Origin of the sequence: Streptomyces varsoviensis, from assembly GCF_000718635.1 — a bacterium.
Taxonomy (GTDB): domain Bacteria; phylum Actinomycetota; class Actinomycetes; order Streptomycetales; family Streptomycetaceae; genus Streptomyces; species Streptomyces varsoviensis.
Window position 1 is genome coordinate 53,907 of record NZ_JOBF01000001.1, and the last position, 12,545, is coordinate 66,451.

General features: G+C 73.9%; 12 protein-coding genes. 8 read left to right on the top strand and 4 right to left on the bottom strand.

Features of this window, described 5'->3' with window-relative positions; all coding sequences use genetic code 11:
• Positions 1 to 68 precede the first annotated feature (68 nt).
• On the top strand, positions 69 to 932 hold the full coding sequence (locus IF55_RS00245; protein WP_030879112.1) for a chaplin: 864 nt from the start codon (positions 69 to 71) through the stop codon (positions 930 to 932).
• Between the two features lie 74 nt (positions 933 to 1,006).
• On the opposite strand, the gene IF55_RS00250 is transcribed toward IF55_RS00245, so the two are convergent.
• Positions 1,007 to 1,195: a DUF5703 family protein gene (locus tag IF55_RS00250; protein ID WP_030879115.1), complete on the bottom strand. Its 189-nt coding sequence runs from the start codon at positions 1,193 to 1,195 to the stop codon at positions 1,007 to 1,009.
• 268 nt (positions 1,196 to 1,463) lie between these two features.
• Between IF55_RS00250 and IF55_RS00255 the strand changes: the two genes are divergently transcribed.
• Positions 1,464 to 2,159, top strand: a complete 696-nt coding sequence (locus tag IF55_RS00255; RefSeq protein ID WP_030879118.1) for a hypothetical protein — start codon at positions 1,464 to 1,466, stop codon at positions 2,157 to 2,159.
• Positions 2,160 to 2,295: 136 nt separating this feature from the next.
• On the opposite strand, the gene IF55_RS00260 is transcribed toward IF55_RS00255, so the two are convergent.
• Positions 2,296 to 4,830: a helix-hairpin-helix domain-containing protein gene (locus IF55_RS00260; RefSeq protein WP_398243980.1), complete on the bottom strand. Its 2,535-nt coding sequence runs from the start codon at positions 4,828 to 4,830 to the stop codon at positions 2,296 to 2,298.
• Between the two features lie 557 nt (positions 4,831 to 5,387).
• Positions 5,388 to 6,371, bottom strand: a complete 984-nt coding sequence (locus IF55_RS00265; RefSeq protein WP_030879124.1) for an aldo/keto reductase — start codon at positions 6,369 to 6,371, stop codon at positions 5,388 to 5,390.
• Between the two features lie 270 nt (positions 6,372 to 6,641).
• Here IF55_RS00265 and IF55_RS00270 point away from each other — a divergent pair, with 270 nt between their 5' ends.
• From IF55_RS00270 to IF55_RS00275, 3 genes are all read left to right on the top strand, one after another.
• Entirely contained in the window at positions 6,642 to 7,691 is a 1,050-nt protein-coding gene (locus IF55_RS00270; RefSeq protein ID WP_030879127.1) for an LLM class F420-dependent oxidoreductase, read from the top strand.
• 41 nt (positions 7,692 to 7,732) lie between these two features.
• A complete protein-coding gene (locus IF55_RS41390) occupies positions 7,733 to 7,840 on the top strand; it encodes a pentapeptide repeat-containing protein (protein ID WP_398244175.1) in 108 nt (35 codons plus the stop codon).
• Between the two features lie 229 nt (positions 7,841 to 8,069).
• Positions 8,070 to 8,858, top strand: coding sequence for a hypothetical protein (locus IF55_RS00275; protein WP_030879129.1), 789 nt, complete (start codon positions 8,070 to 8,072; stop codon positions 8,856 to 8,858).
• A 259-nt stretch (positions 8,859 to 9,117) separates the two neighbouring features.
• Here IF55_RS00275 and IF55_RS00280 read toward each other — a convergent pair whose 3' ends face one another.
• Positions 9,118 to 10,113 (bottom strand): magnesium and cobalt transport protein CorA, encoded by a 996-nt coding sequence (locus IF55_RS00280; RefSeq protein ID WP_030879132.1) that lies wholly within the window; start codon positions 10,111 to 10,113, stop codon positions 9,118 to 9,120.
• A 62-nt stretch (positions 10,114 to 10,175) separates the two neighbouring features.
• On the opposite strand from IF55_RS00280, the gene IF55_RS00285 reads away from it, so the two are divergent.
• The 3 genes from IF55_RS00285 to IF55_RS00295 all read left to right on the top strand — a co-directional run bounded on the left by IF55_RS00285 (position 10,176) and on the right by IF55_RS00295 (position 12,518).
• Positions 10,176 to 10,877, top strand: coding sequence for a histidine phosphatase family protein (locus IF55_RS00285; protein ID WP_030879135.1), 702 nt, complete (start codon positions 10,176 to 10,178; stop codon positions 10,875 to 10,877).
• A gap of 142 nt (positions 10,878 to 11,019) precedes the next feature.
• Positions 11,020 to 11,610: a DUF3090 domain-containing protein gene (locus IF55_RS00290; protein WP_078643298.1), complete on the top strand. Its 591-nt coding sequence runs from the start codon at positions 11,020 to 11,022 to the stop codon at positions 11,608 to 11,610.
• Entirely contained in the window at positions 11,574 to 12,518 is a 945-nt protein-coding gene (locus tag IF55_RS00295; protein WP_030879138.1) for an SCO1664 family protein, read from the top strand. Before IF55_RS00290 ends, IF55_RS00295 begins: the two co-directional genes overlap by 37 nt.
• The last annotated feature ends 27 nt before the right edge of the window (positions 12,519 to 12,545 follow it).

Genomic DNA, 12,545 nt, shown 5'->3' on the forward strand with positions numbered 1-12,545 from the left:
CATCCGGCGAGTGGGCGACCCAGCCCCTCGCTTTTCCTAAGACAGGCAGAAGTCAGGGGAACGAGGCTATGCGACAGGTCGCGAGAAAAGGCCTGATCACCGTGGCGGCCGCGAGCGGCGTATTCGCCGTGACCGGCGGCGGCTACGCACAGGCGGACGCGGGGGCGCACGGCGGCGCTTCGAACTCGCCGGGTGTGCTGTCCGGCAATTCGGTGCAGGTCCCGGTGCACGTGCCGGTGAACGCGTGCGGCAACACGGTGAACGTGATCGGAGTGCTCAATCCCACCACGGGGAACAAGTGCGCCAATGGTTCGGGCGGTCAGCACCACGGCCATGACCATGGCCACAGCGCGAAGCCGGGCGGCAACCACGGCGGGGCCGTCGCACACGGCGGCGCCCACAACTCGCCCGGAATCGGCTCGGGCAACGGATTCCAGGTGCCGATCGACGTGCCGGTCAACGCCTGCGGCAACAGCGCCAACGTCGTCGGCCTCGGCAACTCGACCACCGGCAACGAGTGCGCCAACCCGGAAGGACCCGGCCACCAGGGGCCCGGTCACTCGCCCGGCGGGCAGCGGCCGCACGAGCCCCAGCACCCGGGGCAGCCGCACACGCCGGACCAGCCCGGCCACCACCCCGGCCAGAACCCTGGCCACAACCCCGGTCACCAGCCGCAGAACCCCGGGAACTCGGCGGCGCACACGCCTCCGAGCGGCCGCGCCATTCCGTCGGACCCGGACTCGAACCCCGGACAGCCGCAGGCGTCCGGGGTGTCGCGGGCGCGTGATGCCGCACCGTCTCCGCACACGGTGGGCACCGAGGAACTCGCCCGCACCGGCGTGGATCAGCTCGGTACGGTCATTCCCGTCGGCGCCGGGCTGCTGCTCGGCGGCGCGGTGCTGTACCGCCGCGCCCGAGTGGCACGGCGCTGAACGGACCAGGGCTCCGGCAGCGGCCGGGGCGCTACGAGCGGGCCCCGCGGGTGCGGGGCCCGTTTCGCGTTCACTCACCACGTGGCGTGCAACTGGCGGATGATCCGCCGCCGCAACCGCACCTTGCGGCTGCCGTCGGGATTGAGTCGAAGTCGGTCCAACTCCCAGTGTCCGTACTCGGCATGGTCGGTCAGCAGGCGCGTGGTCGCCTTGCGGGAGACCCCGCGCGGCACGTACACGTCGCAGAATTCATATTCCGGCATCGCCCCCATTGTGCTCGGTGCGAGCGGATTTCGGCACCCCGCGCCGTCTCGCGCCGCGCGAAGGGGGTCCAGAGGTGGGCCGGAGATGGGCCGGAGACAGCCCGGCGGCCGTCCGGCGACCGTCCCGGCTACCGTCCGGCGAAATGCGAATGATTACGGACATTTGACCGCCCGGCCGGAGTCAAGTGCTCGGCCGTGCAGGGATATTCGCGTCTTGGCAACGCATCTACTGCGCGTGAAGAGCCCGGGTGCGGATAGCGTCTGCACTATGTCTGATGCTGCGCAGCCAACCGCTGCCGAGGTACGTGCCGCCGCCGAGGCGGTCAAAGCCGCGCTGGATCGTCACCTCGACGCCGTCGAACGCCGGTCGGGGGAGGACGACCCGGACGTCTACGCCGCGTTCAACGAACTGGCCGCGGCCGCCGAGACGTACGACGAGCTGCTCTACGACGTCTACGACGAGGTGACGCCCTTCGAGATCCCCGGCGACGAGTCGCTGCCCGCGTACGCCGGGCCCGAGGAACCCAGCGCGCTGAGCGTGCTGATCCGCCGCGACTACGCGGTGGCCGAGCCGCAGCGCCTCCTCGCCCAGGCGCAGCGGGTGGCCGACCTCGACCCGGACGTCGACACCGGGAACGGCACGGCGGGCGGGACCGCGGGCATCGTCGGCAGCAGCGTGCACGCCGCGCTCGGAGTGCTCTTCGGCGAGTACGAACCGGACGAGATCGCCTCCCGGCACAAGGAGTTCGGCTTGGAGGAGGGCGACTCCACGCTCTGGGTCGCGGCGCTCGACGAACTGACCGAGCCGGGGGAGTGGCTGACCGCGCCGTTCGACCAGACGGATCCGCAGCGGGTGGTGTGCCGCTTCGACGTCAGCTCGGTCTTCGACGAGGAGTTCGACGACGACGTGGAGGACATCGGCGACGAGGAGGACGACCTGGAGCCGCTGCGGCCCGAGCACTGACGCCGGCGCCGGCGCTGACCTCCGGCCCGGGCGGGGCCGGCCGGGCCGCCGCCCGGCTCCGCCATTGGTCCGGGCGCCGGCCCAGGTCCCGCGTTTGGCCCAGGTCCCGCGCCGGGGCCCGGCCCCGGACTCCCGTTCACTCCTCGGGCCTGTTCTGCGTCTGGAGCAGGGAGCGGAGGCGGGTGGTGCGCGGCTTCGCCGGCACCTCGGCGATGGCGCGGGGCAGCGCCTGGTCCACGCCGTGCACCACGGACAGATGCCGCTCGGCGCGGCTGAACGCGGTGTAGACCCAGGCACGGCTCAGCGCCTGGGCGGCGTCGCCCGGCAGCACCACCACGGCGGCGAGCCAGCGGATGCCCGCCGCCTGGTGGGCGGTCACGGCCCAGCCGTGCCGCACCGTCTCGGCCACCCGCTCGCGCGGCACGAGGACGGGCGTGCCCCCGCACTCCAGCCGCAGCCCTTCGGCGTCCGCCGAGACCACGGTGCCGGCCGTCATCCGGCCCGGCGCCGGTACGTACGCGACCCGGTCGCCCGGGTCGAATCCGCCGAACCGGCCCGGCCCCGGGTTCAGCCGCTCCTTGAGCGCCGCGTTGAGCGCGCGCGTACCGGCCGATCCGCCATGGCCCGGCGTGATCACCTGCGTACGGTCCGAGGGGACGCCGATCGCGCGCGGGACCGAGTCGGCGACCAGTTGCACCGTGCGGTGCACCGCCTCGCCCGCGTCCCGCACCGGGACGATGACGACCTCCTTGCCGGGCGCCTCGACCTGGTTCAGCTCACCGATGCCGATGCCCGAGACCAGCTCGCCGATCGGCCCCGGGTCCGGGGTGCGCGAGACGACGGCGGGGCAGACGCGGGCCGCTACGACATCCGCGAACACCCGGCCGGGCCCCGCCGACCAGAGCGTTCCGGCGTCGCCGCTGAGGACCAGCCGCGCGCCGTCCGCCAGCGACTCCACCAGCATCGCCGCGGTCTCCACGTCGAGTCGCGGAGCGTCCAGCACGACGAGCAGGTCGAGGGCGAGGGCGCCGTCCGCGTCACGCCCGGGGCCTTCGCGGCCGGCGAGCAGCCCGGAGACGGTGACCGCCGGGTCGTACGAGGCCGCCTGCGCCGCCTGGGCGGAGTGGGCGGCCGGGGCTTCGTCGGCCGGCGCCGGGCCGATCAGCGCGGCCATGCGCCGCCTGCCGTCCTCGCTGTGCGTGGCCGCGTACGCCCGCAGCCCGGCGGCGCGCGCGGCGGCGACCAGGGCGGCGGGCTCGGCGCGGGCGGCCTCGCCGCCGGTATGGGTCACCAGGCCGCTGCCGGCCACGGCCCGGATCAGCTCGGCCGCCGAGGGGGACGGGGCACCGGCCGCCGCCCGCTCCCACGCCTCGGGGCCCAGGCCGGCGCCGTCCTCCGTCGACTGAGCGTCGTGCGCCAGGGCGTCGGGCAGGGCGTTGATGAGCCGGGCCAGGCCGTCGGCGAGGCTTTCCTCGGCCATGGCGTAGCGGTCCAGGCCCAGCAGGACGCGGACCGGGGTCTCCTCCTCCTCGTCGTCACCGCCGGTCGACGCGCGCCCGGCTCCGGCGGGGTTCTCCAGGGCTTCCTGGAAGACGAGCACCGCGCCGTCGGCGATGGCGGTCTGCAGCGCCTCGTCCGGGTCCGGTACGGACTGCTGGGCGAGCGCCGCCCGCAGCGCCGAGGACTCCAGCACCGTGTGCCCTTCGAGCGCGGCGCGCTCCAGCAGCCATGCGACGAGCGCCTGGGCCCGCCGCTCGTCGCCGGGCCCGCACTCGCCGCCGAGCAGGGCCCGCGCGAACCCGTCCGCCTGCTCCGGCCGTACGCCGGGCACCCCGAGCAACTGCCAGGGGTCCTCGCGCAGCGCCTCGGCGGCGCGCTCCCCGAGGGCGTCCACGGCCTTCTCCGCCAACTGCTCCGGCGCGCCGCCTGCCGCGAGCACCTGCCGCACCCCGTCGAGCCCGGCGGCTGACACCGTACGAGGCGGGGCCGCGGCGGAGGGCCGGGCCGCCGACGGCTGCGCGGGGGCCGATGGCGGGGCCGCCGGAGCCTGCGCCGGTTTCGGCCGATTCCGCGTCGGCCCGTTCGGCGCGCTGAAGAACGACGCGGCCGACCGCTCCCCGCTCTCGACGGCCCGCACCGCCGCAGCCAATGCCTCAGCGGCGGCGGACCGCCCGGGACGCCCACCGCCGGCCGCGTCCCCGCCGCCCGGCGCGGCCGCCCCGTCGGCACCCTGCGCGGGGCCCGCGGCCTCATTGGCCCTCTGCGCGGCGGCCTCCGGTCGGTCCTCGCTCGGCGAGGGTGTTCCGGGACCGGGGCCCTCGGGGCCCGGGGCGGGTGCTCCCGCAGCGCCAGCCTCAGAAGCGCCGGCGCCCGGCGAGGCCACCTCTGCGCCGTCAGCATCCGGCGCAGGAGACCCCGACTTCTCACCGCGCGGCGCGGGTTCCGTGGCCCCGGAGACATCGTCGCCCGACGCCGAAGCCCGCGCCCCCTCCCGGACGAGTGCGGGCACCCCCGGCGCGCCCCCGGTCGGCCCGGCTGCCCCCGGCGCCTCCGCGGCAGCCGCGGGGCCCTCACTTCCCGGCGTCTCCGGGGAGGGGCCGGACGCCCTCGCCGCCTCTACGGCAGCCGTGGGCCCCTCACCTCCAGACGCCGCTCCGGCCGGGCCGGACACCCCTGACTCTTCGGCGTTCGCCGCAGGCGCCACGGCGGCTTTGGCCGGGCCGGACACCTCCGCCCCTCCAGCGGCAGCCGCAGAGGCCCCGTCCGCTCCGGTCGGACTGGGCACCTCCGGCCCCCCAATGCCCGCTGCTGGCGCCCCGGTCGGCTCGGGCACCTCCGTCCCTCCGGTGCCGGCCGCAGGGGCCCCGGTCGCTCCGGTCGGGCCGGGCGCCTCCGGCCCCCCGATGCCCGCTGCTGGCGCCCCGGTCGGCTCGGGCACCTCCGTCCCTCCGGTGCCGGCCGCAGGGGCCCCGGTCGCTCCGGTCTGGCCAGACACCTCCGAGCCCTCGACGCCCGCCGCAGGCGACCCGGTCGGACCGGACATCCCCGACCCCCCGACGCCCGCCGCAGGCGACCCGGTCTCTTCGGCGGCGACGGACGCGCCCGTGGGCCCGGTGTCAGCCGTTGGGGGCTGTGGCCCGGTGGCCTTTGGGGCCGGGGCGCGCTGGGGGCCGTCGGCCGGGGTGGGGGCCGTGGGGGCGGCGGCCTCGGGGGCGAGGCGGTCCGTGTTCACAGCGTGCTCCAGTCCTGGTCGGGATAGCGGTGCACGGGCGCCGACACGTCGTCGAGCGCCTGGCAGATCTCGTCAGGAAGCGTAAGGGCCTCCACTGACAACGCGGCTCTGAGCTGCTTCGCGTTGCGCGCGCCGACGATGGGGGCGACCACGCCGGGGCGGTCGCGCACCCAGGCCAGGGCCACCTGGAGGGAGGTCGTGGCGAGGCCGTCCGCGGCGGTGGCGACGGCGTCGACGATGTGGCCCGCGGCCTCGTCCAGATACGGCGCCACGAAGGGCGCCAGCGCCTCGGACGCGCCGCGCGAGTCCGCCGGGGTCGCGTGCCGGTACTTACCCGTGAGCACGCCCCGCCCCAGCGGCGAGGACGGCAGCAGACCCACGCCCAGATCCAGCGCCGCGGGCAGCACCTCGCGCTCCACGCCGCGCTGGAGCAGGGAGTACTCCATCTGCGTACTCGCCAGCCGGGTGCGCACGCCGGGCGCGCTGAGCTGCCAGGTGGCGGCCTTGGCGAGCTGCCAGCCGCAGAAGTTGGACACCCCCGCGTACCGCGCCCGGCCGCTGCTGACCGCGATGTCCAGCGCTTGCAGCGTCTCGTCCAGCGGCGTCGCCGGATCGAAGGCGTGCACCTGCCAAAGATCGACATGGTCGGTGCCCAGCCGCTCCAGCGACGCGTCGAGGGCGGCGAGCAGATGGCCCCGCGAGCCGTCGAAACGCCGCTCCGGATCGGGGACGCTGCCCGCCTTCGTCGCGATGACCAGATCCCGCCGCGGCACCAGCCCTTCCATCAACTGCCCGAGCAGATACTCCGCGCCGCCGTCCGCGTACACATCCGCGGTGTCGATCAGGGTGCCGCCGGCCTCCCAGAAGGCCTTGATCTGATCCGCCGCGTCGTGCTCGCCGGTGTCCCGGCCCCAGGTGAGCGTGCCGAGCCCGATCCGGGATACGCGCAGCCCCGTGCGGCCGAGATGCCTTTGCTCCATGAGCGCTCAGATTAGTGGGCAGGACAATTTCCGTGGCCGCCTGTGGATAACTCGGCGCCGGCTTATCCACAGGCCGCTCCCCGCGTCGTTCCCGCGATGCTTCCCCGTGGTTTCCTCGCGTCGTTCCCCCTGGCGTCTCCCCGTGGCTTCTCTCCCGGCCTTTCCCTCCGGCCTTCCCCTTATCCGCGGCCCCCGCCGCACTGACGTATCCCCAGCACGCGCGCTAGAGTCCCCGCTACAGGTACGTTACTGATGAGTAAGGGGAGCGGTATGCGGCTTGGCATCAACCTCGGCTACTGGGGCGCCGGGATGGACGCGGACAACCTCGCGGTCGCCCGCGAGGCGGACCGCCTCGGCTACGCGGTCTGCTGGGCCGCCGAGGCGTACGGATCGGACGCCGCCACCGTGCTCTCCTACGTGGCCGCGCAGACCGAGCGGATCGACGTCGGCTCCGCCATCTTCCAGATCCCCGCCCGTACCCCCTCGATGACGGCGATGACCGCCGCCACCCTCGACACGCTCTCCGGCGGCCGCTTCCGGCTCGGCCTCGGCGTATCGGGGCCGCAGGTCTCCGAGGGCTGGTACGGCGTCAAGTTCGACAAGCCGCTCGCCCGTACCCGCGAATACGTCGAGATCATCCGCAAGGCCATGGCCCGCGAGCGCCTCAGCCACGACGGCGAGCACTGGACCCTGCCGCTCCCCGGCGGCCCCGGCAAGCCGCTCAAGCTCACCGTGCACCCGGTGCGCGAGCACATCCCGCTCTACATCGCCGCCATCGGCCCGAAGAACCTGGAGCAGACCGGCGAGATCGCCGACGGCGCGCTGGTCGTCCTGTTCTCGCCCGAGCACGCCGAGGAGACCACGCTCGGCGCGCTCCGCGCCGGCCGCGCCAAGGCCGGCAAGGACCTCGACGGCTTTGATCTCGTACCCACCGTCCCCATGGCCGTCGGCGACGACGCGGACGGCCTGGCCGACCTCTTCCGCCCGTACACCGCCCTCTACATCGGCGGCATGGGCAGCCCCAAGCAGAACTTCTACAACAAGCTCGCGCGGCGCATGGGGTACGAGCGGGAGGCCGCCGAGATCCAGGAGAGGTACCTCGCCGGGGACAAGGACGGCGCTGCCGCCGCGATCCCGCGCGAGCTGATCGACTCCACCACCCTGCTCGGCCCCGTGGAACGCATCGCGGAGCGCATGCAGGCCTACGCCGAGGCCGGGGTCACCACTCTCTCGCTGACCCCCGCCGGCTTCACCCTCGACGAGCGGATCGCGGGGCTGCGCGCCGGCGTCGAGGCCCTGGAACGGGCCGGACTCGCCTGACCAGTACCGAGCCGACCGGCGCCGGCCTGAGCGGCATCGACCTGACCGACGCCGACCTGACCGGCGCCGGCCTGAGCGGCATCGACCTGACCGACGCCGACCTGACCGACGCCGACCTGATCGGCACCGAGCCGTCGGCGCCGTCCTGACGCCGGCGCCGACCTGATCGGGAAAAAGTCTGCGGCCGTGGTGGGGGCTCGGGGGTCTTCCCCGCCACGGCCGTCACCGAGCACAACGCCCCGACCGCCCCGGCGGTTACGCGCCGCCGGCGCCCACCGCCTCCGCCATTCGGCCGGACCTCCTGTTGCCCGGGCCCCTTGGCGGCGTTTGACTTCCCTTGGCGATTGTCGTGCTCGGAGGTGCTCGGAGGTGGTAGAGATGCTTTCGGCCAAGGGCTTGTTCCAGGAGATTCTCGACAACGACGATTCGTTTCAGCTCTTCTGCTCCATCGCGGCCGGCGGCGAGAGCCAGGGCGGCTGGGAGAACGGCCGTATCGCCGCCCTCGTCCCCGAGGGCATGCGCGACCTCGCACCGAAGATCGCGCGGCACGGCGCGGACGAGGACAAGCACGGCCGCATCTTCCTCGCCCTGCTGCGCAACCGGGGGCTGGAACCGGTCGAGGTCCCGCCGAGCACCGACTACACGATGCTCCTCGAACGCCGCGGCATCGGCCTCGCCCACGAGCGGCTGCGCGCCGCCGAACACCTCACCGAGCAGGACGTCATCACCTACCTCGCGCACAGCCGGGTCACCGAGCAGCGCGCCGCGGACCAGATGGACATGCTGACCGGGCACTTCGGCGAGCACCCGCAGATCGGCCGGGCGATCCGGGTCATCTGCCGCGACGAGGAGAACCACCTCAGCTACTGCCACGAGGAACTGCTCCGCCTCGCCGCCCTCGGACACGGCCGGGAGATCCATGTGGCCCTGCGCCACAGCGCCCTGGCCGAAATCGCCATCTACCGGGATGTCTCGCTCGCCGTCATGGCCCGCATGGGCCGCATCCTGGGCTGGCCGCGCCCCAAGGCCGCGGTGCTCGCCGCGGCCATCCGCGCCATGTACGCGTACGAATGGGCCGGTGGCTGGCGGCGGATGGTCAACCTCCGCATGCCCGAGCGCCGCGACGCCCTCGGCGGCCCCGCGCCCCGCGCCGTCGGACTGGCCTGAGAGCCCAGCCCCACCAGTACGGACCTCCGCGCCGGTACGAGCCCCCGCGTCCGTACGAGTTCCCGGCACCCGTACGAGCCCCGGCACCCGTACGAGCCCCGGCACCCGTACGAGCCCCCGCGCCCGTACGAGCCCCCGCGCCGGTACGAGCCTCCGCGTCCGTACGAGTCCCCGGACCCGTACGAGCCCCCGCGCCCCGCCCGTACGAGCCCGCGCCTCCGCCTCTGCCGGCGATCGACCGCCCCTACAGCCATCGCCCCTACAGCCATCCCCGCCGCTTGAACAAGCGGTGCAGGCCGAAGACGAGGCCCGCCATGATCAGGACCACCGCCGGATAGCTCCAGGAGTACCCCAGTTCCGGCATGTGCTCGAAGTTCATGCCGTATATCCCCGCGACCATCGTCGGGACCGCCGCCATCGCCGCCCAGGCCGAGATCTTCCGCATGTCGTCGTTCTGCCGCACGCCGGTCTGCGCGAGATGCGCGGAGAGGATGTCGGAGAGCAGCCGGTCCAGCCCTTCCACGTAGTCGTTCGCGCGCGTCAGGTGGTCGCTGACGTCGCGGAAGAACGGCTGGGAGGCGGCGTTCACATAGCGCAGGCCGGAGCCGGCGAGCCGGGACATGGGCTCGGCGAGCGGGCCGGTGGCCCGGCGGAACTCCACGACCTGGCGCTTGAAGGCGTAGATCCGGCCGGCCATGCGCTTGGTGTCGCCGCCGGCCGGGGCGAACACCTCGGCCTCCAACTCCTCCAGGTCCACCTGGAGCTCCGCCGCCACGTCGATATAGGTGTCGACGACCGCGTCGCTCACCGCGTACATCACCGCCGTGGGGCCGTGCTGGAGCACCTCGGGGTCGGCTTCCAGCCGGTGCCGCACCTGGGTGAGCGGGTTGCCGTGGCCGTGCCGGACGGTCACCACGAAGGAGTCGCCGACGAAGACCATCAGCTCGCCCGTGGCGACCGTATCGGCGTCCTCGTCGTACTCGACCGGCTTGAGGACCAGGAAGAGCGAGTCGTCGTAGACCTCCAGCTTGGGCCGCTGGTGGGCGGCGAGCGCGTCCTCCACGGCCAGCGGATGCAGGTCGAACTCGGAGGTCACGAGCGAGAATTCGCTTTCCGTGGGCTCGTGCAGCCCGATCCACAGAAAGGAATGCCCGTCGGCGCGCGCCTCGGCCAGGGCGTCCGAGAAGTCGGCGGGGTGGCCGTCGGTGCGGCGTCCGTCGCGGTAAATGGCACAGTCCACGATCACGCAGGGCATTCTTCCGCCCCCTGTCGCGATGTACACCAGGCCCTGGCAAAGGCGAGTCGTAGGCTGGCGCCATGCCCACGTTGATCCTTGTCCGGCACGGCCGGTCCACCGCCAACACCGGGGGAGTGCTCGCGGGCCGGACACCCGGCATCGCCCTCGACGAGCGCGGCGCGGCCCAGGCGGCCGGGTTGCCGGCCCGGCTGGCGGGGCTGCCGCTCGCCGCCGCCGTCACCAGCCCCCTCCAGCGCTGCCGGGAGACGCTCGCCCCGCTCCTCGCCGAGCGGCCGGACCTCGCCCTGCACGCCGACGACCGGATCGGCGAGTGCGACTACGGCGACTGGTCCGGGCGCAAGCTCGCGGAGCTCTTCGACGAACCGCTGATGACCGTCGTCCAGCAGCACCCGTCCGCCGCGGCCTTCCCCGGCGGCGAGTCCATACGGCAGATGCAGGCGCGCGCGGTGGACGCCGTCCGCGAGTGGAACCAGCGGGTCGAGGACGAGCACGGCGCTGACGCCGTCTACCTCATGTGCACGCACGGCGACATCGTGAAGGCCATCGTCGCCGACGCCCTCGGCACCCACCTCGACCTGTTCCAGCGCATCGCCGTCGACCCCTGCTCGGTGACCGCGATCCGGTACACGCCCATGCGCCCGTTCCTGCTGCGCCTCGGCGACACCGGCGACTTCGCCGGCCTGCTGCCGCCCGAGGGGCCCTCCGCCGAGGGCGGCGAGGCGGGTGACGCGGCGGTGGGCGGCGGCTCCGGAGCGCCGTGATCGACGGGCGCAGTAGGGTGGTGGCGCGGAGTCGGGCGACCCGAGCACGACCCGAGCGCCACCCGAGACGGCCCTAGGCCGTGTTGCTGACCATTCTGTATATTTCTTAGCTTTCGCAGTCGATGACAAATGGAGCAGGACGTTGTCCCGTCAGGTGTTCCTCTACGACCCGCCGGACCGCTTCGTCGCCGGCACGGTCGGGCTGCCTGGCCGCCGTGCCTTCTTCCTGCAAGCCACCGCGGCCGGCCGGACGACCAGCGTCGCGCTGGAGAAGACGCAGGTCGAGGCGCTCGCCGAGCGCATCGACGAACTCCTCGACGAGGTGGTGCGCCGCACCGGGGGCAATGCCCCGGTGCCGGCCGTCGCCCCCGCCGAGGTCGCCGACACCGCGCCCCTGGACACCCCCGTCGAGGAGGAGTTCCGGGTCGGCACCATGGCCCTGGCCTGGGACGGCGAGGAGCAGCGCATGGTGGTCGAGGCGCAGGCCCTCGTCGAGCTCGACGCCGACTCCGAGGAAGACCTCGCCGAGGCCGAGGAGCGGCTGCTCCAGGACGAGGCGAACGGTCCGCCGATGCTCCGCGTACGGCTCACCGGGCTGATGGCCCGCGAATTCGCCAAGCGCGCCCTGGAACTCGTCAACGCCGGCCGCCCGCCGTGCCCGCTGTGCAGTCTGCCGCTCGACCCGGAGGGACACGTATGCCCGCGCCAGAACGGATATCGCCGCGGGGCGTGACGCCGCCGCCGGAGCTGCTGGCGCTCGGCGAGCTGACGGTGCACGGGAGGGTGCGGGAGGCGTCCAACGCGGTGCTGTACTGCACGGTCGCGTACGAGGGCCACAGCGCGGCCTGCGTCTACAAGCCGGTGGCGGGGGAGCGGCCCCTGTGGGACTTCCCCGACGGCACCCTCGCGCAGCGCGAGGTGGCGGCGTACGAGCTGTCCGAGGCCATGGGCTGGAGCCTGATCCCGCAGACCGTGCTGCGCGACGGGCCGTACGGGCAGGGCATGTGCCAGTTGTGGATCGAGCCTTCGGCCGACGGTCTCGGTGACGGCGATGTCGGTGACGCCGACGGCCTCGGTGGCGATGACGGCGATGGCGGCGATGTCGACGGAAATGGCACCGGCGACGGCGGCCGCTCCGAGGCGATCGGGCTCGGCGGCGGCGGGCTGCTGGCGCTGATCGACGGCGAGGAGCCCGGCCCCGGCTGGAAGGCCATCGGTTTCGCCGAGGTCGGCGAGGGCCGCACCGCGCTGCTGGTGCACGCGGACGACGTGCGGCTGCGCAGGCTGGCCGTGCTCGACGCCGTGATCAACAACGGCGACCGCAAGGGCGGCCATCTCCTGCCCGCCTCCGATGGTCACTTTTACGCCATCGATCACGGCGTGACCTTCAACGCGGACGACAAGCTGCGCACCCTGCTGTGGGGCTGGGCGGGCGAGCCGCTGCCCGCGGAGGCGCTGGACGCGCTGCGGCGGCTTTCGGCCGACCTCGCCGACGGCGGGCCGCTCGTCGCCCGACTGGCCGAACTGATCACCGCCGCCGAGATCGACGCCCTCAGGGGCCGCGTCGCCGATCTTCTGCGGACCGGGCGACACCCCGTGCCCAGCGGGGAGTGGCCCGCGATCCCCTGGCCGCCGGTCTGACCTTGCACGCGGGCGAGGTCCGCGCAA